Annotated in this window: 25 protein-coding genes; 6 read left to right on the plus strand and 19 right to left on the minus strand. The window is 45.5% G+C overall.

Features of this window, described 5'->3' with window-relative positions:
* Positions 1-15: 15 nt before the first annotated feature.
* From AAHT65_RS00540 to AAHT65_RS00570, 7 genes are all read right to left on the minus strand, one after another.
* Positions 16-483 (minus strand): YtxH domain-containing protein, encoded by a 468-nt coding sequence (locus tag AAHT65_RS00540; protein WP_003325033.1) that lies wholly within the window; start codon positions 481-483, stop codon positions 16-18.
* Positions 484-517: 34 nt separating this feature from the next.
* A complete protein-coding gene (locus AAHT65_RS00545; RefSeq protein ID WP_003325032.1) occupies positions 518-940 on the minus strand; it encodes a DUF948 domain-containing protein in 423 nt (140 codons plus the stop codon).
* 156 nt (positions 941-1096) lie between these two features.
* A complete protein-coding gene (gene murC / locus AAHT65_RS00550) occupies positions 1097-2395 on the minus strand; it encodes a UDP-N-acetylmuramate--L-alanine ligase (RefSeq protein WP_003325031.1) in 1299 nt (432 codons plus the stop codon).
* Between the two features lie 235 nt (positions 2396-2630).
* A complete protein-coding gene (locus tag AAHT65_RS00555) occupies positions 2631-5561 on the minus strand; it encodes a DNA translocase FtsK (protein WP_343310820.1) in 2931 nt (976 codons plus the stop codon).
* 168 nt (positions 5562-5729) lie between these two features.
* Positions 5730-6335: a YtpR family tRNA-binding protein gene (ytpR, locus tag AAHT65_RS00560; RefSeq protein WP_315915755.1), complete on the minus strand. Its 606-nt coding sequence runs from the start codon at positions 6333-6335 to the stop codon at positions 5730-5732.
* Between the two features lie 14 nt (positions 6336-6349).
* Positions 6350-7159, minus strand: coding sequence for a DUF1444 domain-containing protein (locus tag AAHT65_RS00565; RefSeq protein WP_315915756.1), 810 nt, complete (start codon positions 7157-7159; stop codon positions 6350-6352).
* 17 nt (positions 7160-7176) lie between these two features.
* Positions 7177-7497: a thioredoxin family protein gene (locus AAHT65_RS00570; protein WP_003325026.1), complete on the minus strand. Its 321-nt coding sequence runs from the start codon at positions 7495-7497 to the stop codon at positions 7177-7179.
* Positions 7498-7734: 237 nt separating this feature from the next.
* On the opposite strand from AAHT65_RS00570, the gene AAHT65_RS00575 reads away from it, so the two are divergent.
* Positions 7735-8181 (plus strand): YtoQ family protein, encoded by a 447-nt coding sequence (locus AAHT65_RS00575; protein ID WP_003325025.1) that lies wholly within the window; start codon positions 7735-7737, stop codon positions 8179-8181.
* Between the two features lie 124 nt (positions 8182-8305).
* Here the strand turns inward: AAHT65_RS00575 and AAHT65_RS00580 are convergent, their stop codons facing one another.
* On the minus strand, positions 8306-9379 hold the full coding sequence (locus AAHT65_RS00580; RefSeq protein ID WP_003325024.1) for a M42 family metallopeptidase: 1074 nt from the start codon (positions 9377-9379) through the stop codon (positions 8306-8308).
* 159 nt (positions 9380-9538) lie between these two features.
* Between AAHT65_RS00580 and AAHT65_RS00585 the strand changes: the two genes are divergently transcribed.
* Positions 9539-9856: a PepSY domain-containing protein gene (locus AAHT65_RS00585; RefSeq protein WP_003325023.1), complete on the plus strand. Its 318-nt coding sequence runs from the start codon at positions 9539-9541 to the stop codon at positions 9854-9856.
* 51 nt (positions 9857-9907) lie between these two features.
* On the opposite strand, the gene AAHT65_RS00590 is transcribed toward AAHT65_RS00585, so the two are convergent.
* The 3 genes from AAHT65_RS00590 to trmB all read right to left on the minus strand — a co-directional run bounded on the left by AAHT65_RS00590 (position 9908) and on the right by trmB (position 13248).
* Positions 9908-11608 (minus strand): NAD-dependent malic enzyme, encoded by a 1701-nt coding sequence (locus AAHT65_RS00590; RefSeq protein ID WP_343310821.1) that lies wholly within the window; start codon positions 11606-11608, stop codon positions 9908-9910.
* A gap of 81 nt (positions 11609-11689) precedes the next feature.
* Positions 11690-12535, minus strand: coding sequence for a YtnP family quorum-quenching lactonase (locus tag AAHT65_RS00595; protein WP_268476050.1), 846 nt, complete (start codon positions 12533-12535; stop codon positions 11690-11692).
* Positions 12536-12606: 71 nt separating this feature from the next.
* Positions 12607-13248 carry a tRNA (guanosine(46)-N7)-methyltransferase TrmB gene (gene trmB / locus AAHT65_RS00600; protein WP_003325020.1) on the minus strand — a complete coding sequence of 214 codons (642 nt, stop codon included), beginning with the start codon at positions 13246-13248 and terminating at the stop codon, positions 12607-12609.
* Between the two features lie 206 nt (positions 13249-13454).
* Here trmB and AAHT65_RS00605 point away from each other — a divergent pair, with 206 nt between their 5' ends.
* Positions 13455-13733, plus strand: a complete 279-nt coding sequence (locus AAHT65_RS00605) for a YtzH-like family protein (RefSeq protein ID WP_003325018.1) — start codon at positions 13455-13457, stop codon at positions 13731-13733.
* Here AAHT65_RS00605 and AAHT65_RS00610 read toward each other — a convergent pair whose 3' ends face one another.
* From AAHT65_RS00610 to thpR, 5 genes are all read right to left on the minus strand, one after another.
* Positions 13734-14531 (minus strand): phosphotransferase family protein, encoded by a 798-nt coding sequence (locus AAHT65_RS00610; protein WP_003325017.1) that lies wholly within the window; start codon positions 14529-14531, stop codon positions 13734-13736.
* 205 nt (positions 14532-14736) lie between these two features.
* Entirely contained in the window at positions 14737-16869 is a 2133-nt protein-coding gene (pulA, locus tag AAHT65_RS00615; protein WP_343310823.1) for a type I pullulanase, read from the minus strand.
* 23 nt (positions 16870-16892) lie between these two features.
* Positions 16893-17822: a YegS/Rv2252/BmrU family lipid kinase gene (locus AAHT65_RS00620; protein WP_106046893.1), complete on the minus strand. Its 930-nt coding sequence runs from the start codon at positions 17820-17822 to the stop codon at positions 16893-16895.
* 52 nt (positions 17823-17874) lie between these two features.
* Positions 17875-18804 (minus strand): hypothetical protein, encoded by a 930-nt coding sequence (locus tag AAHT65_RS00625; RefSeq protein ID WP_343310824.1) that lies wholly within the window; start codon positions 18802-18804, stop codon positions 17875-17877.
* Positions 18805-18827: 23 nt separating this feature from the next.
* Positions 18828-19382, minus strand: a complete 555-nt coding sequence (gene thpR / locus AAHT65_RS00630) for an RNA 2',3'-cyclic phosphodiesterase (RefSeq protein WP_343310825.1) — start codon at positions 19380-19382, stop codon at positions 18828-18830.
* A 147-nt stretch (positions 19383-19529) separates the two neighbouring features.
* Here thpR and cysK point away from each other — a divergent pair, with 147 nt between their 5' ends.
* A complete protein-coding gene (gene cysK / locus AAHT65_RS00635; protein WP_343310826.1) occupies positions 19530-20468 on the plus strand; it encodes a cysteine synthase A in 939 nt (312 codons plus the stop codon).
* Between the two features lie 123 nt (positions 20469-20591).
* On the opposite strand, the gene pepV is transcribed toward cysK, so the two are convergent.
* Positions 20592-21983 carry a dipeptidase PepV gene (pepV, locus tag AAHT65_RS00640; protein ID WP_094232599.1) on the minus strand — a complete coding sequence of 464 codons (1392 nt, stop codon included), beginning with the start codon at positions 21981-21983 and terminating at the stop codon, positions 20592-20594.
* A 96-nt stretch (positions 21984-22079) separates the two neighbouring features.
* On the opposite strand from pepV, the gene AAHT65_RS00645 reads away from it, so the two are divergent.
* Complete coding sequence (locus AAHT65_RS00645; RefSeq protein WP_003325010.1) at positions 22080-23387, plus strand: NCS2 family permease; 1308 nt, start codon at positions 22080-22082, stop codon at positions 23385-23387.
* A 123-nt stretch (positions 23388-23510) separates the two neighbouring features.
* On the opposite strand, the gene AAHT65_RS00650 is transcribed toward AAHT65_RS00645, so the two are convergent.
* On the minus strand, positions 23511-23642 hold the full coding sequence (locus AAHT65_RS00650) for a hypothetical protein (RefSeq protein ID WP_343310827.1): 132 nt from the start codon (positions 23640-23642) through the stop codon (positions 23511-23513).
* A gap of 300 nt (positions 23643-23942) precedes the next feature.
* On the opposite strand from AAHT65_RS00650, the gene AAHT65_RS00655 reads away from it, so the two are divergent.
* Positions 23943-24164 (plus strand): DeoR family transcriptional regulator, encoded by a 222-nt coding sequence (locus AAHT65_RS00655; protein ID WP_003325009.1) that lies wholly within the window; start codon positions 23943-23945, stop codon positions 24162-24164.
* A 110-nt stretch (positions 24165-24274) separates the two neighbouring features.
* On the opposite strand, the gene AAHT65_RS00660 is transcribed toward AAHT65_RS00655, so the two are convergent.
* On the minus strand, positions 24275-24994 hold the full coding sequence (locus tag AAHT65_RS00660) for a pseudouridine synthase (protein ID WP_003325007.1): 720 nt from the start codon (positions 24992-24994) through the stop codon (positions 24275-24277).
* Between the last annotated feature and the right edge of the window lie 57 nt (positions 24995-25051).

The following is a 25051-nucleotide window of genomic DNA, read 5'->3' on the forward strand; positions in this document are numbered from 1 at the left end:
ATTCTCCTTTCATACTCAGCGCTTCACTTGTTCAGCCTGCGCTTGTGCGTCTTTTACTTCGCTTTTGATTTCGTCTTTCGTTTGGGCGACTTGATCTTTTGCTTGCTGTGCCGCTTTTTTCGCTTCTTCTCCCAATTCGTTAAGAGCAGCGTTTGAATCAGAATTTGCAGTGTCAGTTGTATTTTTGGAGCGGTCTTTTAAGTCCTTCACCTTATTCATAATCTGGCCTGACTGATCTGCTACAAGCTGTGTGATATTTGATGTTTTGTCTTTTGCGATGCTTACATATTCAGAACCTTTTTCCTTGGCATCTGCTGTCATTCTGTCAGTTCTGTCTTTTAAGGCAACCGCTTGATTTCCGAGATCGTCTCGCAGTTCTTTACCTGATTTAGGTGCTAGGAAAAGGGCGGTGGTTGCACCGATGATTCCTCCGATTAGTGTACCGATAAGAAAATCTTTACTATTAATTCCATCTTTGCTCATAATTATTCCTCCTAATTGTATGGTTTTCTTATGATTAAAGAGATGCTTTTTTCTTTTGCTTCCACTTTTCCCAAATCTCCATCGCTGCTTGGCTCCAGGTGACGACTTGATTGATCTTATCTTGGTTCTCTCTCACTGATGTCGATACAGACCCTGCTGCCTGCTTAATGGATGTATTGAACTGCTGGACAGAAGTTCCCACACCTTGAACAGCATGAACGACCGTGTTTAGTTTTTCTGATTTTTCTTGGATGTCTTCCGCCAAGCGGTTGGTCTTATGTAAAAGCTCGGCAGTTTCAGCGGTGATTCCTTTCATTTGTCCTTCAAGCCCGTCGAGTGTTGATGCAACATTTTTTAATGTCACCTGCAAAGACTTTAACGTTTTGGACAAATAGATCACTAAGATGAGAAATGCTACAGCGATGAGTGCAACGCTTAAATAGAGAATAATAATCATCTAATACCTCCTTATTGCAGGATATAATAGTGTTTACCCGATATTTGAAATCATAAACATGTATAAATGGGCTGTAAACATATAATTCTTCATGTTTCGTTAAATTCCTTTATTAAGTGCAAAGTAAAAAGCAGTGAGAGCCCCACTGCTTTTTTACTATGCTATGACGTTCTCGTAGGCTCTAAGGTATTTTTGAATATCTCCTGCTCCCATAAAAATGAGAACCGCTTGATCATGAGCCTTTAAAACAGAGGTGTCGTTTTCGTCAATTAGCTTCGCATTGTCGATTTTTTCCTGAAGATCGGCAATCGTCAGTTTGCCGATATTTTCACGCGCCGAGCCGAAAATATCACATAAGTAAACACAGTCAGCCGCGCTCAGGCTTTCTGCGAATTCGTCAAGGAATGACTGCGTACGCGTAAACGTGTGAGGCTGAAATACTGCGACGATTTCGCGCTCAGGAAATTTCTGTCTGGCTGCTTCAATGGTTACTTTAATTTCAGTCGGGTGATGCGCATAGTCGTCAATTAAGACCTGATCTCCGAGTATTTTCTCGTTGAATCTGCGTTTCACTCCGCCGAACGACTGAAGGGCAAGCTTGATAATGTTCACATCAATTTCTTCGTAATGGCATAAAGCAATAACCGCCAATGAGTTCAGCACATTATGGTGGCCGTACGCCGGAATATAGAATGTATCATAAAATGTATTACGGACAAAGACATCGAATGTTGTCCCTTCCGTATTCTTTACGATGTTTCTTGCTTGAAAATCATTCTCTTCTCCCGTGCCGTAATAAACGACCGGCACATTCGCATGGATTTTCGGCAAATACTCATCGTCCCCGCAGGCAATAATGCCTTTATTGACTTGAAGAGCCATGTTTTGAAACGCATCAAACACGTCGTCAATATTGGAGAAGTAATCTGGATGGTCAAAATCAATATTCGTCATGATCGCGTAGTCCGGCTGATAGCTTAAGAAATGACGGCGGTATTCACATGCTTCAAACACGAAATACTCGCTGTTTTCATTCCCCATTCCGGTTCCGTCCCCTATTAAGAAAGAGGTCGGTTTTGCCTGCTGCATCACATGGGCTAAAAGGCCCGTCGTCGATGTTTTGCCGTGTGCGCCCGTTACGGCTACGCTGATGTATTTTTTCATGTAGTCACCAAGAAATTTATGATATCTGATGACCGGAATTCCTTCAGACAGCGCCTTTTCTATTTCAGGATGTGTATCAGGAAACGCGTTTCCGGCAATTACAGTCATGCCGGCTTTAATGTTGTCAGCGCTAAAAGGAAGAATAGGAATATTCCTTTTTTCAAGAGCGGCTTGCGTGAAAATTTGTTTTTCGATATCCGATCCTTGGACAGTATATCCGGTATCATGAAGTATTTGGGCAAGCGGACTCATACCTGTCCCTTTTATTCCAACAAAATGATAAACAGTCATAATTGTACCTCCAACAAACGTCTATCTGTTCCCCAGTATATGACGTTCATTTCAATTTGCAACCGCAGCGGCAAAAAAGCCGCCGGCGGCTTTTCCGATTATTTTTTTCGCTTATTTTTATTATCCGGCTTTTTCTTCCCGGTTAAACATTTCATATTATAATTTGTTAACGGCCGGCATGCATAGAAAATATCTATCCATTATCATACCATGTTTGGGATGAAAATGAACCATATTATTCATTTGTTAACTCAGCAGCTGTGATGAGCACCTCTCTCGGCTTGCTCCCTTTTGCTTCCGAGATCATGCCTTCCGCTTCCATCATGTCGATCAGCCTTGCTGCGCGATTGTAGCCGATTCTAAATCTTCTTTGCAGGCTTGAGGTGCTTGCGCTGTTTTGTTCTACCACAAATTCGCAAGCTTCGAAGAACAGCTCATCCTCTTCCTTCAAGGCAGTTCCTTGTCTGATGAGCTCTTCTTGTTCAAATAAATAAGATGGCGGCAGCTGGTCTCTGACGTGGGCAACTACGCGGTCAATTTCTCTGTCAGATACAAAGTTGCCCTGAAGCCGGACCGGTTTTCCTGAACCGTTTTCCAAAAAGAGCATATCCCCTTTTCCAAGAAGTTTTTCCGCACCTGCCATATCGATAATTGTTCTAGAATCAACTTGGCTTGAGACGGAAAATGCAATTCTCGTCGGGATATTCGCTTTAATCAAGCCGGTGATTACATCGACAGACGGGCGCTGTGTCGCGACAAGCAGATGAATGCCGCACGCTCTCGCTTTTTGGGCGATTCGGGCAATGCTTTCTTCGACGTCATTCGGTGCAACCATCATTAAATCGGCCAGCTCATCAATTACCACAACCAAATAAGGCAACTTCTCCCCCGTTTGATGCTCGGAGGTTAATTGATTAAAGCGGTCAATGTCGCGCACGCCCGAATGAGCAAACAGCTCGTAACGGCGCTCCATTTCTTCAACAACCCATTTCAAGGCAGCCGTCGCAGCTTTCGCATCAGTAATCACAGGGCTGACCAGGTGCGGAATTTTATTGTATGGCGCCAGTTCGACCATTTTCGGATCAATTAGCAGCACCTTGACATCGCTCGGATCTGCCTTATAAAGCAGGCTGACTAATATCGTATTGATGCACACGCTTTTTCCTGAGCCCGTAGCGCCTGCAATCAGGCCGTGGGGCATCTTTTTCAAGTCAATGACAACTGGGTTTCCGGAAATATCAAGGCCGAGCGCTGCTGTCAGCGGCGACGCGTTTGTCCGGAAGGCGGCGCTTCGAATCATTTGCCTCAAGTCCACGACCTTGCTCGTGCGGTTCGGGACCTCTATTCCGATGGTGTTTTTCCCGGGAATCGGCGCTTCAATCCGAATGTCCTTCGCTGACAGGCTGAGTTTAATGTCATCAGACAAGTTGGTGATTTTATTCACCTTCACGCCCGGTTCAGGATGAACTTCGAATCTAGTGACGGACGGCCCTTGGGTCACATGAACTACATTCGCCCGCACATTGAAGTTTTTCAGTGTCAGGTCCAGCAGTTTGCGCTGATCCTCGATCCACGTGTGGTCATCCTGACGCTGCGCGGGCGGCACGTCAAGTAATGAGACATTAGGAAAAACATAGCCTGCACGGCTTCCCGCCGTTTTTTGCTGTTTATGCGTATCACTTTTCAGCATCAGCACATTAAACGGAACCGATGATCCTTTTTGAGAATGTTCGGTTTGCTTAGCCTGTCCTTTTTCTTTCCGTGAATCAGCAGCCTCATTTCGGCCATGTACCTCTGTTGTATGATTATCCATTTCTTGCACCTGAGCGGTTTGCATGGCAGGCTCAGATACATTCTCTGCGCTTTCTTCTTTCCGCTCTTGTTCTGTGATAGGCTCTGCATTTTCTTGTTCATCTTGTGTGCGGAATTCGCTCAGACCTTCTGTTTGGCGAGAAACTAATTCTTCTTCAGTATGCTGATCTGTGAAATCCGGCTGACGTTCAATTTTGTCCTCTTGAGAAGATGGTACGCTCGCTTCTTCCTGTACCTGCGGCGTCAGTTCTTCTTTTTCTGCGTCCGGACCGGACTCCTCATTCAGGTGAGCTTCAGCTTGTTCTGCCTGAGGAACAGACAGCGGTGTTTCTTCTCGTGCTTTGGGAATGAACTCCTCGTCTAGGTTTGGTCCAGCCTTCTTCTGGCGGGGCTCATTCGCTTGTGAAGCAATCATTTCGCCCGGCTCTTCCTGAACATGCGGATTGAACTCATCGGCCTCTATGTTTGGCTTAGGATTCTCTTGTTGAAGTTCATCTTGCCGGTCGGTTTGAGAAGCTGACGACGCTTCGGGCTCTTCCTGAACATGCAGATTGAGCTTATCGTTTTCTATGTTTGGTCCAAACTCCTCTTGCTTGCGCTCATCCGCTTGATCAGCTTGAGAAGCTAATGGCGCTTCGTTTTGAGCATGCGGAATGGATTCCTCGTTCTGAATACTTGTTTTCACTTGAGCTTTTGTTTCCGTCCCGTCGTTTTGCTGAAACAGATTTTTCATTGGCTCGGCGTGTGTGCTTACCGTTTCTTCCGATGCTGGCGGAGCCTGCTTCTCCGGTGTTTGAGATTCTTCCTTTTTCTGAACCGGCTGTTTTTCTAAAAATGGATTTTCTCGCTGTTTTTCGGCTTCTTCTGACAGCAGCGTGACTTTCTCTTTCACAGCTTTCGGCGGTGCCTGTTTGTCTGTTTTTTTCGCAGGCGGTTTCGGAACATCCGTCTTGATTCTGTGTTTTCCATTAAAACCATAGACCGGTGACGGAATCGATGTCGGTTTAAAAGGCTTCTTTGCCGTTTCTGACTTTTCATATGTATGCTTCGTTCTATCAATCTGCTCTTTTTCCTGCACGGGACGGCTTTGAGCAGCTGAAGAAGCATTGCTCCGTTCATACGTCTCGCGCCTTCTCTGTTCGGTTCTCCATTGGCCGTCCGGCACAACAGGGAAACGAAACTTGCCTTTTGGGTATTCATAATATATTTTGGGATCTTCCAGTCGCTTTAATTGACCTTCCGGATGATGCCGTTCTTGTTGATTCTGAACTTGAGCGGGTTTTGTTTCCCGTTCATCGTTCTCCTCTTCATTTTCTCCTAAAAATAAATCAAAAAATTTATTCAGCCAACTCATGGTTCATCACTCTCTTACTCCCTTTGATGTTTTTCTGGGACGATTTTTAGTATACCACTGCTGCGTGACTCAGAAAAGATTTAGCTTTACAGCAGAACAAAGCCGCTGAGCATTAGGCTCAGCGGCTTTGTTCACATGATTCGATATTTTCCCCTGATTTATGGGAGTCTAAAATTGAAATGGTTCTCCTGCCTCATATTCTCCTTCTAACACAAGAATACCTTTTTCCTTCGGAGCATCCGGTAAATCGAGTTCCTTAGCGGAGCAGATCATACCGCTGGAAGCGACGCCTCTCAGTTCAGCAGCCTTAATCACAAGTCCGCTCGGCATCACGGCGCCTACTTTGGCCACGACAACTTTTTGGCCTTGGTCAACGTTTGGCGCTCCGCATACGATCTGCACTGTTTCATCTCCTGTATTAACCTGGCAGATGCTCAGCTTATCAGCATTCGGATGTTTTTCTTTTGATTCAATATAACCGACAACAAATTTAGGTGATAAATCGACAGTCAGTTTTTCTTCAATGCCGTTTCTGTTCAAGATCTCGTTTACATCTTGCACAAAGGTTTCTGAAAGTGCGACAGGGCCTTTTTCTGCAATTGTTAAATAGGAAGACGCATTAAAAATATTAAAGCCTGTCGTTTCCTTTGTCTCTTTGTTATAAATTTTCACAACGTCGCCGTGCTTTTCTAATCCGGCTTGCTCGCGTGAAACATCTTGAAGAGAGATTAAAAGCGTATCTCCCACACCTTCTTTATTATAAAAAGCGTTCATAAGTAAAATCCTTTCTAATCCTTTTTCGGCCGGTTTTTTGCCAAGATAAACACCGGTTCCAGCTTTCCTTCATTGTACAGGAATGAGAGAGCGGTAATCGGAACGGTGCCGCTTGCAAAGAAGCTCATTGACATTTGCCCAAGAATATCATACCCTGTTTCATTTCGAATGTCAGCAAGTATCAGAACGTCCTGATGCGGAACAGAGATGGCTAACTCGCCCTCTGAATTGTGTTTATATTCATTGAGGATGGCTTCATTTAATATTCGGCTGGCATCATACCCGTCATTCGCTCGGAAGAAATAAAAGTAATTTCCGGCGACTGTATCTTCTTTGACAACCGTTCTTAAAGAACGGAGATTAAAAGAGGCCGTTTCTCTGATCCGCTCCTTTGACCAGTTTTCTTTTTCAAGCATGCGCTGGTCTATCAAGCGGTATGTGTTCCCGAGATCAAGCGCATAGTAGATTCTGGTTTCGGCTGTGTGGTCATCATAGACAAGCGGAATCCCTTCGCTAGATGTATCGGGAAAAGAGGTCGAACGAATGACCGGATAGATCCGGCTTTCCTTGCCCGTCATTTCTTGCGCTTTGCCTTCCATGGCGGCAAGCGCTTCTGCAACGTAATAAACGATCTCATCAATCGCTTCCTCTTTTTTCACTTCCCATTTTGCGATAATCGGCGGCAGTTCAAGTGTGATGCCTTTTTTAGTCGTTTGATCCTCAACACGGAGGGTGTCTTTTTCTCTGTCAAATAAAAAGGAACGATTCTCGTGCTGAAGGCGCTGTTTTAATAGATCTGACAGCTTCCTTGACGTCATTTTCAAGCTAATGCCCTCCTTTGTTATTGAGCAAGAGATTCAGTTAAAAATTGTTCGATTTCCTCTTTTGTTTTTCGGTCCTTGCTTACAAAACGGCTGACTTCTTTGCCTTCATTAAATACGACAAAGCTCGGGATGCCGTAGATTTCCCATTCCGCACATGTATCAATAAATTTGTCACGGTCGACATAATAGTACGTGAATTCAGGAAAGTTTGCTTCAAGCTCCGGTAGAAACGGTTCTACAAAGCGGCAGTCAGGACACCAGTCTGCTGAAAACATGAAAACGGCCCAATCATCTTTTACCGCTTTTTGCAATTCTTCAATTGATTCTAATTTCTTCATTTTCTATTCCTCCAGTTGTTTTTAGTTTTTACAAATTTGTATGCAGATACTAAGTCCACTTGGATCATACCAAACTGATAACAGCAAGACCAACTATATGCAATAAATGACTATGTAAGATTAATGTTCCCATTATCATTATCATATTTTATTTGCATTATCAAGCACGTTTCGTTTAACATCTTGGTATCAAGGGCAAAATTTACAGAGATCAGCCATACATAAGGAGGAATTGGTATGCAATTTACCGTTTACTTAGCAGGAGAAATCCACAGCAACTGGCGGGACGAGCTGAAGGAGAAAACAAAATCTTTAAAACTTCCGATTACGTTTGTCGGTCCGATGGAACATCATGACCGTTCAGACAACATCGGAGAAGAAATTATGGGAGAGCAGCACGATGCCGTTTTAAAAGATGATAAGGCTTCTGATGTGAATAACTTCAGAACAGCTGTCCTCATGAATAAAGCAGACTTTGTCATCGCCCTGTTTGGCGAAAAATACAAGCAATGGAATACGGCGATGGATGCCTCTTATGCCATCGCAAAAGGTAAACCGCTGATTATCATCCGGCCGGAATCGCTCCACCATCCGTTAAAAGAGCTGACAAATAAGGCAAATATCACTGTAGAAACCGTCAACCAAGCCATTAAGGCCCTCTCCTATGTATTTGAAGCTGAGTAAGCAGGCACCGCTTTTGGCGGACCTGCTTTTTTGTTTCATGACACCCTTAGCCCTCCGTGCCGAAGAACCTAAAAAGCTTGCCGGCGCGGGACAAAGCCTTTGCCGACAAGCTTTCATACAAGAGTTACATATTCTCTTTGATCGATTCAACCGTCTGTTTATCACAGGCAGTCACGAGCTTGATCAGCATTTCTTTAGCCGCTGCGTAGTCATCAATGTGGATGATTGAGGCGTTTGTATGAATATAGCGGGAACAAATGCCGATGACCGCTGACGGAACACCATTGTTTGAAATATGCACTCTGCCGGCATCAGTACCGCCGCCGGATACAAAATATTGATAAGGAATATCGTGAGTTTCCGCAGTATCGAGGACAAACTCTCTCATTCCGCGGTGCATCACTGTGGTTCTGTCAAGTATACGAAGCAGAAAGCCTTTGCCGAGCTGGCCAAATTGCTGCTTGTCGCCGCTCATATCATTCGCGGGACTTGCATCAAGAGCAAAAAACAAGTCGGGTTTGATCATATTGGCGGCAGTCTGCGCGCCTCTTAAGCCGACTTCCTCCTGAACCGTTGCACCCGCATAAAGATTATTCGGCACGTCCTTGCCATGCAATTCTTTCAAAAGCTCAATGCTCAAACCGCATCCGTATCTGTTATCCCAAGCTTTTGATAAAATTTTCTTTTCGTTCGCCATTGTCGTAAATGGGCATACCGGGACAATCTGCTGTCCGGGTTTAATCCCAAGATTAATGGCATCTTCTTTATCATCCGCTCCAATGTCAATCATCATGTTTTTGATATCCATCGGCTTGCTGCGCTGGGCATCTGTTAATAAATGAGGCGGGATGCTGGCCACGACACCCGGAATCGGGCCTTTATCTGTCTGAACTTCAACCCTTTGAGCGAGGAGCACCTGACTCCACCAGCCGCCGAGGGTCTGAAATCTCAGCAAACCGTTATCAGTAATGGAGGTCACCATAAATCCGACTTCGTCCATATGTCCGGCGACCATAATTCTCGGCGCGTCCTCCGCGCCTTTTCTTACTCCGAAAACACTTCCAAGTCTATCCTGCACGATGTCATCGGCATATTTTGAGAGCTCCTGCTTCATAAATGCGCGAACCTGATGCTCATTGCCGGGGGCTCCGGGCAGCTGCGTCAGTGTTTGGAAAAGCGCTTTCGTTTCTTGATTCATGTTTTCCCCTCATTTCTTATGTAAGTCTTTTTATTTTATTAGAAAAATAGCTGTTTTCCAAGCACCTTGTCCGAATCGGCTCATAAACCACACATTACTTAACAGCACCTGGCATCTTCTGTATAATAAAAAGTACGATAACTCAGGAGGTGCTTTATTGTGAAATTGCGTCATCTTCTTTTAGGAGCAGGACTTGGAATTGCAGCAGCTGTCATTGTGAAGCAGTATGCCATGAAGCCTTATATTTCATCTGAAAAAGCGCTTCAAATTGTAAAATCAGCTTTTAAACAGCGGGGACCGATTGATGGATCATGGATTTATACCGAGCCTGAACCTTATCACGTTAATGGAGAAACCGTACATGTCTACAAAACCGGCGTGACACGCTCTGCATTCGGTGAATTAGAGCAATATGAAGTTATGGTGGATGCGAAAACTGGAACGATTGTAGATGTCGTTGATTCCGTCGCTTCCTGACAGGACGAGTATATGATAAGAGCCGCTGCGGTATGCAGCGGCTCTTTTATCTTATATTGCCTGTATTGGTTTATACACTGGATACCACATCGCATCTTGCACTGCCTGAATTAAATCTTCCGGCTCTTCTTCAGCCACTCCGTCCTTGATGGCCGCTTCGGCTACGGCGACCGCTACTGTGGCAGATACAGTCCGTAAATCTTCAACTTTTGGAAGCATCGGAGCTCCCGGCTGTCCTACATTCACCATGCCTGCTATGGATTTGGCGCAGGCTGCAAACATATTATCCGTAATGAGCTTTGCTTTTGTTACAATCGTTCCGAGGCCAAGGCCCGGGAAAACGAGCGCATTATTCGCCTGTCCGATATGATACGTGACGCCGTTGTATTCGACTGGCGGAAACGGACTGCCTGTCGTTACAAGCGCACGCCCCTCCGTCCACTCGATCAAGTCTTGCGGTTTTGCTTCTGATAAGTTGGTCGGGTTTGACATTGGCAAAATGGCAGGCCGCTTTACATGAGAAGCCATTTCCTTCACAATTTCTTCAGTGAAAGCGCCTGACACTGTCGATGTTCCGATCAGGATCGTCGGTTTTGCCTGCCGGACTGTTTCTGCCAAATCAATTGAACCGCCTTCTCCGCCGCGCTGATACCCCTTCACTTCTTCAGCCGGGCGTGCGTAAGGCACTTGGAAATCCCGCAGATCGTCCATATCGTCGGTTAACAGCCCGTTTCTGTCTACACACCAGAAACGCCGGTATGATTCTTCCTCATCAACGCCTTCACGCACGAGAGCTTCACGGAGCTGCTCAGCGATGCCGATGCCCGCCGTGCCCGCACCGAATATCACAACTCTGTGTTCTTTCAAAGGCATTTTTGAAGCTTTCGCACAAGAAAGCACTGCCGCTAGTGAAACTGCACCCGTTCCTTGAATATCATCGTTAAACGTACAGATTTTATCTTTATACCGTTTTAATATCTCCCGTGCGTTTTTTGTGCCGAAATCTTCCCAGTGAAGCAGTGCATTTGGGAACGTTTCTTTTGCCAATGTGACATATTCATCAATAAATTGATCATATCGCTCGCCGCGGACTCTGGAATGCTGATTCCCGACATAGAGCGGATCATTAAGAAGGCTTTCCTGATTCGTTCCGGCATCCAGAACAACCGCCAGCACTCTGCTCGGATCAATCCCGGCAGCCGCTGTGTAGACGGCAAGTTTTCCGACAGAAATTGCGATTCCGCCGACCCCCCAGTCTCCGATTCCTAGAATCCCTTCCGCATCGGTTGCAACGATTAAATCAATTTGATCATTCTTGCCGCCAAACTGTTTAAACGCGTCACGCATTCCCTCTGGATCATCAATGGATAAGTACAGTCCGCGCGGTTTTCGATATTCATGGCTGTACTTTTGGATGGCCGTTCCGACAGTCGGTGTATAAACGATTGGGAGCATTTCACCTAAATGGTCATTTAACAACCGGTAAAACAGCGTTTCGTTACGGTCATGAAGAGAAGTCAAATAGACATTTTTGCTCAATTCATCAGGCTGTGATACGAATTGTTCGTAAGCCCTTTTAGCCTGTTCCTCAATGGTCAATACTTTTGGAGGCAAAAAGCCTTTTAACCCAAGTTCTTTTCTCTCTTCTTCAGTAAACGCAACCCCTTTATTTAAAAAAGGAACGGAAAGGATTTCTAATCCTCTTAACGTTGTTTTTATTTCTCCTTCTTTCGTCACTTGAAATTGATTCACCCTGCCTCTTCCTTTCACAACATAATTTTTACTAGGTTGCTTTATTTGCCGGAAATCATGCAGGGTAAACATAAAAATATGCTACTTCCCCGTGCGTTTGAGTGAATCTGTGATGCTGCCGTCCTCTTCCCATTTCACTGCTCTGTAACATTCATCATGATAAAAGATCATCCAGGCGTCTTTTCCCTCGGCATAGGCCAGCCATTTTTGTTTTTCCGATATAGTAGTCATCGGATAATCATCATAAGCTAACACCCATAATGGATTGCGGTGGGCGGCGGTCGGCATGAGATCAGCCATGTGAATGGCGGTTTCATCCCCGTCCTCACACACAAGGATGCTGTGGCCGTCACTGTGGCCCCCGGTGTGATGCATCGTGATCCCTTCTGTAATCATGCAGGAACCGTTAAAGGTTTTCACCTGGCCCTCTACAGCCTCCCAGTTTTCTTTCCAATACGTATTTTTGGATCTGATATTCGGGTGGCGCATTTCATTCCACTCGACAGACGAGGTATAGATGTCTGCATCGGGGAACACAGAGACAAGTTTTTCATCTTGGTATTCTGTCAATCCTGAGGCATGATCAAAATGAAGATGCGTCATCGCAATGATGTCAATATCATGAACCGTCAATCCTAGTTCAGCCAACGATTTTTTTATATTAGACTGCTGTGTAACGCCGTAATTCCTTATTTGCTTCTCCGTCATCTTTCCGGACCCAATACCTGCGTCAACCAAAATATTCAGCCCGTTTTTTTGGATCAAGATGGGGTCTGTTCTCAGTTCAATTTGATTTTTTTCATTTACAGGATATTTCTTTGACCATAACGGTTTCGGAACGACGCCGAACATCGCGCCCCCGTCCATATGGGTAACGCCTCCGTCAAGCCAGGTAAACACAATATTGCCCATTTTCATTGTTTCCATTGCGATCCCTCCTGCATTTTATGGTAGCAAATGGAGCAACAAAAAAACAGACTCCCGTATCAGAGTCTGTTTTACGTTCTCCATTCCGCTTCCGCCCGGTAAATCGGCTGGCCCAGCGCAGAGAATTTTTCTTCATATTCTGTCATGATATTGCCTTCCGGATCACTGTTATGCAAATCGAGGCTGACATACGTTAAAAGCAATCCATATTCAGAAAAACTTTTCAGCGAATACTCGAACAGGCCGCGATTGTCTGTTTTAAAATGAATCGCTCCGGCTCCGCCCATCACTTCTTCATACTTTTTCAAGAAATGCGAGTAGGTTAAACGGCGTTTTTCGTGCCGGTTTTTCGGCCAAGGATCGGAAAAGTTTAAATATACCCGTTGGACTTCACCGGGATCAAACACGTCGGTGAGTGTATCAGCGTCGATATTCAGCAGGCGCACATTCGGCGCTCCGCTTTGCTTCACTTTCTCAACGGCGGTAACGATGACGCTTTTAAACAATTCAATTCCAATATAGTTAATATCGGGATGCTGCTTGCCCATCCCGGAAATGAATTGTCCTTTTCCCGTTCCTACTTCGATATGGATCGGGTTTTCATTGCCAAACACAGTGCTCCATTTCCCCTTATAAGCAGCAGGGTCGCTTATTGCAATATCAGAGTGTTCAGCCAAAAAATCATTGGCCCACGGCTTATGGCGCATTCTCATATGATTGACACCTCTATCTATAATTTCGACTAACAACATACCATGAATTAAAAAGACCCGCAAGCGCGTTTTTATCATTTCCGGCTTCATTGACGCCCGCATAAAAAAGGAGGTTCCCCATGAGCCGGAACACTCCTCTTTCTTGCATAAAAACGTGCTGTTTTGAACACGTTAACCCTTATGATACTGAAGGGATGTGTATGGATATGGGCTTAAATCATGAGCATCAGGTTCATCTATTGAAAGACATACTGACTGACCATCAATTAGATTGCTGCGGCACTGTTGCAGAATATGAACAGCTTGAACGCGTCATCAAATCATTAATGGCCAACACCGATCTGAATTCAAATATCAAACACGTGCTGGAAGATGTGTACCAATACAGCCAATCAGGCAGAACGGCCAATTCCATCGACTCGCACATCCGGGAGCATCAGAGCCATTTATCTCAATGGGTGGAGGAAATGGATTCGTACTCCTGATTATTTTACGATCCGATTCATCAGGATATGAAGTTCCTCCATGGCGTCATGATATCCTTTGTCGTTGCCTTTTGATTTATGCCAGACGATAAATGTGATGGTCTCTGATAACATGTACCATGACATTCTTAACCGCAGATGATCTGTTAATTTTATGCCGTACATGCTAAGCCAGCTGTCCCACGCTGGCTCTTCGACGTAATGATACAGCAAAGGCCCGAGGTCCATCGCCGGATCAGCAATCATAGCGCCGTCCCAATCTATTAAATACAGCTGGTTGTCTTCAGACAATAGCCAGTTATTATGATTTACATCACAATGGCAGACGACCTTTTCACCGACATGCACTTGATGCAAATGCTCTTCTAAATAACCGATTCCCTCTTGAATCAGCGGCGAAGATTGTTGTACAGCAAATACAGCCTGTTTGAGCTGAGATAATAAGACCTCCGGATTCAGCGGTTCTTTTCCGAGTCTCTTCAGCATGTCCAACAAGGCTTTGGAGGTATGGATTTTCCGAAGCAATTCAGCAACGGGCTGTCCGCTCATATCCTTAGGCTTCAACTCTCTTCCAGCCATCCAGTGCTGGGCCGTAATGACGTCACCATTCTCCATCCGTCTTGTCCAAACCAGCTTCGGAACAATGCCTTCGGCGGATAAAACAGCTAAAAAGGGTGAGCTATTACGTTTTAGAAAAAGCTGTTGGCCGTTATGTTTTGCATAATATGCATCTCCTGTAGCTCCTCCGGCGGGGAAGATCTCCCAATCGCTACCTAGTAATTGTCCCAACCAGTTCATATCAATTTTCAACCCATCATTTCTTAAAATATTTTAGAATAAGGCTGATCTGCCTTCCTATCATTGGCAAATGCCTTCTAGCATACAAATATCATGAAAATAAAAAAGACAGCTATTGAGAGTCTCATATGCTAATCAATAGCCGTCTTTTAAATTTTATCGCTATAGCACAAACTTCGTCAAGCAAAACTCTTAAGAACTGAGGTTAAATATATAAGATACATGTTCCGATTCCCTCAATGATCAGCTCTTCCTTTATCTCTTTCGGCGGTTCGCGAAAACCGGACGGATCACACAGAAGGCGATAGGTTTTCCCGGCAGGCAGCATCATTTCGGCTTTATCCGGGCTGGAATGGTGGACGATAATGATCTCTTTCCATTCATCCATCGTTTCCAAATCAAAGAGTCTGTATGCTATAAGATGCCCTCTTGCTTCCAAAAAATCAAGGTGGCGGACAACCTCTGCTGCCCTCTTCAATCTGAATGCGGGATGAGCTTTTCTTATTTCAATCAGCCTGCGGACATACTCGACATCCTCCCGGAATTCTGAACGACGCGTCCAATCAAGCCGGTTGACCGAGTCCCCGGATTGATAGCTGTTTTCATCTCCTTGCTTTGTCCTGAAAAATTCCTGTCCGCTATGGATAAACGGAATCCCTTGAGCCAGCAGCACAACAGCAGTCGCAAGCTTCTGCCTGCTTCTTTTGACGCTGTCTGTTTCATGGGGGAGCACGTACTGCATTTTGTCCCAAAAGGTATGATTGTCATGTGACTCGACATAGTTAACGGACTGGCTTGGTTCCTGCACAATCGGGTCTGTTTCCTTCCAGCCGGCAGAACCGGTGATTCCGTGGATGACCGCATCAATCTGATCGCCATTGCCGAGCGCAAAACCCGCCGCTTCGCGCTGAAAGGTGCTTCCTTTTACGGCATCGCGAAACGAGTCATTGAAAAAACCGATACCCGGTAATTGAAAAGCGTTCGCTAATGTTGCTTTTTTGTCATCGCTAATAGGTGTGTCAAGATTCCAGCCCTCCCCAAACAGCAGAATTCCCGGTTTTACCGCTAAGGCCCGTTCTCTAATCTGGCGTACTGTCTCAATATCAAGAATCCCCATCAAATCAAATCGAAAACCGTCCGCGTCATATTCCTTCAGCCAATGAACAACACAATCAATGATATACTTTCTCGCCATCAGCCTTTCGGAAGCAATGTCATTGCCGACGCCAGTTCCGTTGGACGGCATGCCATCAGCATCATGGCGGAAAAAATAACCCGGCACTGTATTTTCAAAGGGCGAATGCTCCCGTTTATAGACATGGTTGTACACTACGTCTAAAATCACTTGCAGACCGTTTTGATGAAGAGTTTGAATCAATTCCTTCAATTCAGATTTTCTTACCTGCGGGTTATAAGGGTCAGAAGAGTAGCTCCCCTCAGGGGCGAAAAAATGCAGGGGATTATATCCCCAGTTATAAGCGGCAAGCGGATTCTTTTCATCCACTCCGGCAAAATCGTTCACAGGGAGGAGTTCAATGTGGGTCACGCCAAGTTCTTTCAAGTAAGACAGCCCGGCAGAAACACCTTCCCGTGTTTTGGCATCTGTTTCCGTCATCGCCAGGTACTGCCCTTTTTTCTTCATACCGCTGTTTTCATGAATCGAAAAATCACGAATATGCAATTCATAGATCACTGCATCAGCCGGATTCGAAAACGGTATGCCTCGAGAAGTGATGTGAGGGTTTTCTGGGCGCAATACTACGCCTTTTTCTCCATTGATCGTTACTGCTTTTGCATAAGGATCGACGGTTTCCGTCCACTCTAAATTGTTGCAAATACGGTACATATATTCGTATCCATGCAGATCACCGTCTACAAGGGCGGCGAATACCCCATGGTCCTGCCTGGTCATTTGAAGCACGAGTCCTTGTTGTTCCGGATGAGTCAGCTTGACGGCCGCTGCCGTCGCTGTCGGAGCCCATACCTTAAACACTGTACGGCTGGGGGTGTAATCCGCTCCCAGCGCCCCGTCAAAATAAAACTGGCTGTCAAACGCTTCGGTTCGTATCACCGCGCCAATTTGCAGGTCTGTTTTGTCCCCGCCGGATGCTCTTATATAGTGGGTTTTCCCAAGGGAAACCGGATGCTCAGACACCAATATATACTTGTATTTTCCGTCTATATGACACTCCGCCCGGACAGAAAGTGAAACATCACCGGCTTCTGTCTCAAGGACAAAAGGGAGTGTATACTTCTCCTTTTTGCCGGATGGAATGAGCACTGTAATGACATCCATTTCATCCAAATACGCTTCGAACTTGCGGTTGAGGCATACCATCGGATCTCTCCTTCAGAAAACATTTATGATTTTAACCGCAGAGGGGCAGGACACGGTTTCAGCTCAACCGGAGTTGTCCCGATCAGCTCTCCGTCGGCGTGAAACGGGATTTTGTCTCTTGTGTTCAAGGCAATCTCTTGCGCTTTGAATATCGTCACGCCTTTCATATTCACATGCTTGCCAAAGTTCATCGCAAATAATAACCAATATTTTTTTACGAACGAAAGATTTTCAACGATGACAATATCAAATGCCTGTTCACGGGGATTTGCCAGGGGCGCCGCCTTCATGCCTCCTCCGTAAAACGGGTGGTTCGAAACGATGGCAAACCATACGTTGTGAAATTCACGCTCTTCTCCCTCTGCCGTACAGGATAGTGAAAACGGCTTATAGGTGACAGAAGCGTACAAATAAGAAAGCGGATACACGAGAAACCCGAGGCGGAGCCATGTCAATGCCCGCCTAAAAGGAAATTCCATTGCTTTTTTGGTCACATGCGCATCAAATCCGATGCCGATATGATTCAGAAAGTAAAGAGTCTGCGCCTTTTCATGGGGAAATCTCATACTGCCTAATTGAAAGGATCGGGTCAGCGGCCGCTTCTGTTTTTTGATTTCATGAAGCAGATCCGATTTTTTGATAGAGAACCCTTTTGAAAAATCATTATACGCGCCGGCCGGAACAAAACTCAGCTCCACATTTTTAACATGTGTAAGCCCGTTTACCGCTTCATGCATCGTCCCGTCCCCGCCGATGACAATCAGCCGTTTCAGCTTATGTTCCTGCATCGTTGAAATCTGTCTGGCCAGCACCTCGGCGTGGCCCGGATATTCCGTCATAAAGGAGCGGTGTTCTATCTTTCGTTTGATTAATTCCTTTTGGACAGCCTTCCATACACGCAGCCCGTTCCGATGTCCCGCTGCCGGGTTAATAATAAAAAACCATTGGCTCATTGCTATATCTCACCTGCTTATTTTATGAGAAAACCGTCCGGGGCGTGCCGCTTTAGTCGAGCCACTCTTTTCTCCGATAAGAATCAGACAGGCAAAATGACAGCAAAGCCTTCGCAGCCTTCATCTGATGATGTTTAATCGGCGCCGTGTTTTTTTGCTGCTTTTGCATCCACTCTTCCGCGCTCCGTTTATCTATTATTTTTAATCCGTACGGCGGTTCGGGATAGTCAATGTAAGACGTTTTAGTTAGCAGCAGTTTCTGCACCGGAATGTCGGCCTGTTTTTCCTTTAACAGCTGCGAAACGACTGAGCCCGTACGAAACAAACTGAGCCCCGGATTCAATACAGATGCTGTATCGGCGGCGGTTTTCTTTTCCCAAAAACGATTTTTTGATCCTATATACACACTGTCTTCCTCCGCTTGCAGGTAAACCAAGCAGAATACTTCAAGAGGAGAAATGATGATGATGCTTAATTCAACAGCCGCCTGATGAATCTGGAGGACCGGCTCATACATGATAAAGTATGAATCGGGCAGCTGCTGAGCCAGCTCACGCAAAATGCCGTTATGTTTCACTTTGTTTGAAAGGTTTGACATCTCTGAAAGCGTGGAGCTCGCCCATTTCAATTGAAAGTCGTACAAATGGTTTTTAAAAAAAGAAGCGAGCTCCGATCTGTCAGACGGGAGATTTCCAAACGCGCCGCCCTCCTCCTCCAATTCATCAAACCAGTGATGCCTCCCATGATGTATATCGGATGTTACTTCTTCTTTTTTTCTTTTTAAGAAAAAATGTTTTCGCTTTGATGCAGGTTCTTCTTCCGCTTTTGACATTTGGCTTTCTTTTTCGTTTTGCTGCTCGTCAGCTGCTTCCAAAAGCGATTTCCAGCGTTCTTTTTTTAATCGGATAAACTGATTCATGTAATGATAAGGGTCCAATTCATATCTCGATATATAATCATGGATTTTTATAATCTGTGCCATTCTGTTTCTCCACTCCGCTTTGATTAAGTTGATAGATGAAATTGAGCGATTTCCTCGTATTTCGGCGATCGGTTCAGATGGGTCTGAAATAAGGAAAACCGTTCTGTAAAGCTTGTCACTTCGCCGCTTTTAAACGGAACATATGATGGGAAGCCCTCGATTCCGTCCCATTTTCTTGCCAGTGTAAGATGCGGGCGGAAGGCTCTCTTTTCCACCTGAAAGCCGGCCTGAAGCACCGCTTCTTTTGTTCGCTCACGGAGCGCTGCAAGGCGGTCATTTTCCTTCGGTTCCAAATGTAAAACCCGCGGCTGTCTGCGGTCGCCAAACACGTCAATGTTCCCAAATTGTACAGAAAACGTTTCTGTTTCTTCAGCAATAGCCTGAAGCGATCCCTTAAGCTGATGAAGTTGGCTGTCTTCTGCCGCACCGAGAAAGATTAAAGTGATATGGTAATCAAGGGGGTGCACCCATTTCTTAAACGTAAAAGCCGGTTCATGTTTAGCAGCCTCGAAGATCGAATTCGCAATTTCAGGTGAAATCGGAATGCCGATGAAATAATGCGGCCGTGTGTCTGACATGTCTGTCGCTCCCTTCTTCTATGGCTATTATTTTATCATAAAGAACAGGCGCCGATGAGAGAATCATGCCCGTAAAACGCTCTCGCCGCCGCACTTATATATGTTAGGATATTATGTACAGATTGTTTTATTCAGAAAGGAATGACAATGTTGAAAATCGTTGAAAATACGTCTGATCTCATTGGTGATACACCCCTTGTAAAACTGAACCGGCTACAGCCTGAAAATGCCGCGCAAATCTATTTAAAGCTTGAATCTTTTAATCCGAGCGGAAGTGTAAAAGACAGAGCCGCTTACAATATGATTATTGAAGCCGAAAAAAACGGCGATCTGAAACCCGGATCGGTCATTATTGAGCCGACAAGCGGAAATACCGGAATCGGCCTTGCCATGAATGCGGCGGCCCGAGGCTACAAAGCGCTTTTGGTGATGCCTGATACGATGACGAAGGAGCGCATTAATCTCCTTAAAGCGTATGGAGCCGAAGTCGTGTTGACACCGGGAGCAGAACGGATGCCCGGCAGCATAAAAAAAGCAAAGGAGCTTGCCGAAAGCATTCCTAACAGCTATGTTCCCATGCAATTTGATAACAGCGCAAATCCTGAGGCACACCGTAAAACAACCGCTCTTGAAATTGCCCGGGCAATAACTGAAATCGGCAAACCTTTAGGTGCCTTCGTTGCGACATCGGGAACAGGCGGAACCATCACAGGAACCGGCGAGGCATTAAAAGAATTGTATCCGAATATGACCGTGCATGTCGTAGAGCCGGCGGGCTCCCCCGTTTTGTCCGGCGGCAGGCCCGGCGCTCACAAACTTGTCGGCACAAGCCCCGGATTCATACCAGATATTTTAAATCAGCAGGTTTATGATGAAATTTTAAAAATCACCGATGAGGACGCCTATACCACCACAAGACGTTTAGCGGCTGAGGAAGGAATACTTGTCGGCCCGTCATCAGGCGCTGCCTGCTTTGCAGCCATCGAAACAGCAAAACGCCTCTCCCCTGATCAGGCCGTCGTGTGCATGACCGCAGATACGGGAGAGCGGTATTTATCGACTGATTTATGGTCTTTTGAATCATGATGAAAAGGGATGCCTGCAAAGCATCCCTTTTCATCGGAAGACGTAACCGCTAAAAAAGACCGCCCTCAAATAGAGTTCGGTCCTTGTATAAAGATCCTGCCATAAAAAACTGATCTTAAAAACTTATTTTGCCAATTCGTAAATGGCCTGCGCATATAAAGCCGTTGCTCTCAGCAAATCATCAATTTCAATGTATTCATCCTTTTGATGAGCGCTGTCGGGACGCCCCGGGAACAAAGGCCCGAAAGCAACACCCGCCTGCAAGGATCTGGCGTACGTCCCTCCGCCGATTGAAATTAAATCCGCTTTTTGCCCCACTTGGCCTTCATACACAGCCTGAAGGGTTTTTACTAATGGATGATCCGCTGATACATGATGCGGCTTGCTGTCTTTAAATTCTCCAAGCTGGAATGTACCGTTGTTTTCAAAAGCTTCTCTTATTGTCTGGCTTTCTGCCGTTACAGGATATCGGATATTGATGCCAAGTTCCCCGCCCTTTGCTTTCTCATAACGGAACGTTCCGACATTTAACGTCAGTTCGCCGCTAATTTTATCCTCACAGGCTATGTTCAGCTTTTTACCCCGCGTATCGTTGGAGAATGACTCCGTTATAGCATGGATAAAATGGCGCCCTGCATCATCAAGCTCAATACGCTGTAAAAATTCAGCCAGCTTAATTCCGGCATTCACGCCGTTATTTGGCTCCATTGCGTGGCAGGATTGACCAAACATGCGCAAGACTACCCGGTTTTCCTCAACAGACACTTCACCTTTGCCATCCGTATCCTTCAGCATTTGCTCAAAAGATTTGAGAATGTCCTCTTGTCCGGATCCTTCGATCACAGCTTCTGCTGCGTCAGGCACCATATTTAAACGAAGGCCTGATTGAAAAGAAGCAAGCACCGATTCCGCAGATGAATCAAGAGTAGGCGGCAAAATACGTAAAGACGCATCAATAATTCCTTTTTCGGCATTAATAATAGGAAAATCGGCATCAGGCGCAAAGCCGACAGTCGGCATATCCTCGTGCTTAAAATAATGCTCCACACAGCGCCAATCGCTTTCTTCATCCGTTCCGATGATGATTCTGACGCGCTTAGACAGCGGGAGCTGCATATCCTTGACAATCTTTAAAGCGTAGAACGCGGCCATTGTCGGCCCTTTATCATCTATCGCGCCTCTCGCATAGATACGCCCGTCCCGGATATCGGCGGAAAAGGGATCGCTTGTCCAGCCGTCTCCGGGCGGCACGACGTCAACATGGCAGAGAACGCCGACGATCTCCTCGCCTTGCCCCCATTCAATATGTCCGGCGTACCCGTCAACATTTTTAGTCGTGAACCCCTCTTTCTCACCAAGCGAAAGCAATGAAGTGAGGCATTCATTTACCCCTTTTCCAAATGGCATACCTGCGGCGGCTGTTTGTTCATCCATCACACTGTTGATTTGTAAAAATTGCTGCGTATCCCTTATTAAATCCTCTTTTTTCCTAATAACTTCGACTTCCCAGTTCATAACAATCCCCTCTCGTCAAAATATGACTTGCAAAAACCTAATAAAACGAATAATATTAATGGTGTTTTGTTAAAACGTTCGTAATTGGAGGATATTATGTTTCATCTAAAAGAGCATCAAACTTCAGTAAAAAAAGAAATCATGGCCGGGATGACCACCTTTTTCACCATGGTCTATATCGTTGTGGTAAACCCGATCATTTTATCTGATGCAGGCATTCCGTTTGACCAGGTCTTTACCGCGACGATTATTGCCTCCATTGTCGGAACTCTGTGGATGGCCCTTGCAGCGAATTTCCCGATTGCCATCGCTCCCGGAATGGGCATGAACGCTTATCTGGCGTATCATGTCGTAGGCTCCAGCGGCGGCAGCATCACATACGCGACAGCCTTCAGCGCTGTATTTATAGCCGGAGTTCTCTTCATTATTTTATCGCTAACTCCTTTAAGAAAACAACTCATAGAAGCGATTCCGGATAATTTAAAATACGGCATCACGACAGGCATCGGTTTGTTTATCGCCTTTATCGGCTTGCGTCAAGCCGGAATCATCGCGGCGGATAAATCCAATTTAGTTACGCTCGGCAACCTTCATTCGCCTGGGGTTATTTTAACGCTGATCGGCCTTTTTATCAGTATTATCCTGATGGTGCTAAATGTAAACGGCGCCTTATTTATCGGGATGATCGCGACCGCTCTGATCGCGTTCTTTACCGGACAGCTGCACTTTACGGAAGGATTTATCTCATTTCCGCACTTGCCGGAAGGCCTCGTCATTTCGAATCCGTTTGCTGCCTTCGGTGACGTCATTCATCACGGTCTGTACGCAGTCGTGTTCTCTTTTCTGTTAGTGACGATTTTTGATACAACAGGCACGATGATCGGGGTGGCTGAGCAAGCAGGACTCATGAAAAACGGACAGCTTCCGAATGCGAGAAGAGCTTTATTGGCTGACTCCACCGCTACTACAGTAGGCGCGGCCTTCGGTACCAGCCCGACCACCGCATTTATCGAATCATCCGCTGGGGTTGCTGTCGGAGGAAGAACCGGTCTGACATCACTGACCGTTGCTGTATTGTTTGCTGCTTCAATGTTTTTCAGTCCGCTCGTCAGCGTCTTATCCGGAATTTCAGCGATCACTTCTCCGGCATTAATTATCGTCGGAAGCCTGATGATGGGCGCTGTGTCCAACATCCGCTGGGGCGAGCTTGATGAAGCCTTTCCGGCATTTCTTGTCATCTTGGCTATGCCGCTTACGTCAAGCATCTCGACAGGAATCGCACTCGGATTTATTTCTTATCCGTTAGTCAAGGCAGCGAAAAGAAAGTGGAAAGACATTCATCCCCTGGTGATAATCTTTGCTGTCCTCTTCTTTATCCAGCTGTTCATTTTGGAAAGCCATTAAAAAACAATCCCTCTCGCGAAACGAGAGGGATTTTGCATATACAAAAAAGATAAAACCGATTCTAAAAGACACAGGGAATTTGGAGCGAGTTGATGGAGCTTGCTCTGGCATTGATTTCTTTTCTTATTGCCTCTTCCCCGCTCCGTTTGCCCCGATCAAGCCGACCAGATCCCCGGACATGGCTCTCCAAAGAAGCACGGGAAAGTACGATTTTTCGATCGATATTACCCGACCATCAATCACCGTAATTAACATTTCTCTCGATCCGCTCACCTCCTGAACAATTTAGAATATGATAGATAAAAAAAGTTTCTATAATCATAATAAACGTGCGCCACCACACATAATAATGCTAAAAAGATGAATATGGCTCTTGATAAATGGAAAAAATTGATTGATACTTATCCCTAGATTCACAATAGCAATATCGTGTATAATAAAGGCGAAATAAATTAGAGAGACAAATTGTCTGCCTTTGTTGCTTATTCGTTCGCAGTTTTAGTCGTGAGTTGTGGTTAGTCAAGTCCATCCGATCTTATGATAGGGAGTGGTTTTTTGAAGCCTTCAACAAACCGTATGCTAACTCGAATCAAATCAGTTTATATGTTCATCCAAGAAAAAGGCCTTGTGACGACACAAGAACTGGTTGACGAATTCGGCATTACACCCAGAACAATCCAGCGTGACTTAAATGTGTTAGCATATAATGATCTTGTTCAAAGTCCTAGCCGAGGCAAGTGGGAGACAACGAGAAAGAAAGTAAAGATTACTTCATAAGCGCAAAATTACATAGGGCTGTCTGTGTGAGGCAGTCCAATAGAAATAAGGCAAAGGGATATTCCCTTTGCCATGTTGTTGTGCGATCAAATCGTACGCATGCGGGCGTTTTACGTCTGCGTGTCATTCAGCCCGTTAAGCTCTTCTTCTGTCAGCTCCCGATACTCTCCAGGCTCCAATGAAGGGTCCAGTAAGAGGCTCCCCATTGATAGCCGTTTCAAAAATATGACCTCATTTTCGACGGCCTTCGCCATTTGCTTCACTTGATGATATTTTCCTTCTGTGATCGTCAGGCGGATTTCTGTATGTTCCTCACTATTTGCAATAGTTTCTACCTTAGCGGGCTTTGTCTTGTATCCGCCCTCTATGAAGACGCCCGATTCGAGATTAGCAATATCCTCTTCTGACAGCCCCGACCTCAAATGCACTTCATACGTTTTAGGGACATGCTTTTTCGGCGATAAAAGCCGATGGGCCAGCTGGCCGTCATTTGTCAGCAGCAGCAATCCGACTGTATCTTTATCAAGTCGTCCCGCCGGAAACGGCTCGAAACGCATATCATCCGGTGCCAGCAAATCAATAACCGTCTTTTGCCGGCTGTCCTCTGTGGCAGAAAGCACACCCTGTGGCTTATTCATCATTAAATAAATAAATTCCCGATATTCAATTGGTTCCCCATAAACGGTGACTTCATGCTCTGAGGGATCGACATGTGTTTTTACATCTTTAGCCTGCTTTCCGTCAATGCTGACGGCACCCGCTTTAACGATTTTTTTCACTTCTTTTCTTGATCCGATGCCGCTATTGGCAAGCAGCTTGTCAAGCCTCATATCATTCTCTCCTTTATATAAAAGTAAAGCCCGCATTTTGCGGGCATTTGATGCAAA

This window comes from Bacillus atrophaeus (genome assembly GCF_039519175.1).
GTDB lineage: Bacteria > Bacillota > Bacilli > Bacillales > Bacillaceae > Bacillus > Bacillus atrophaeus.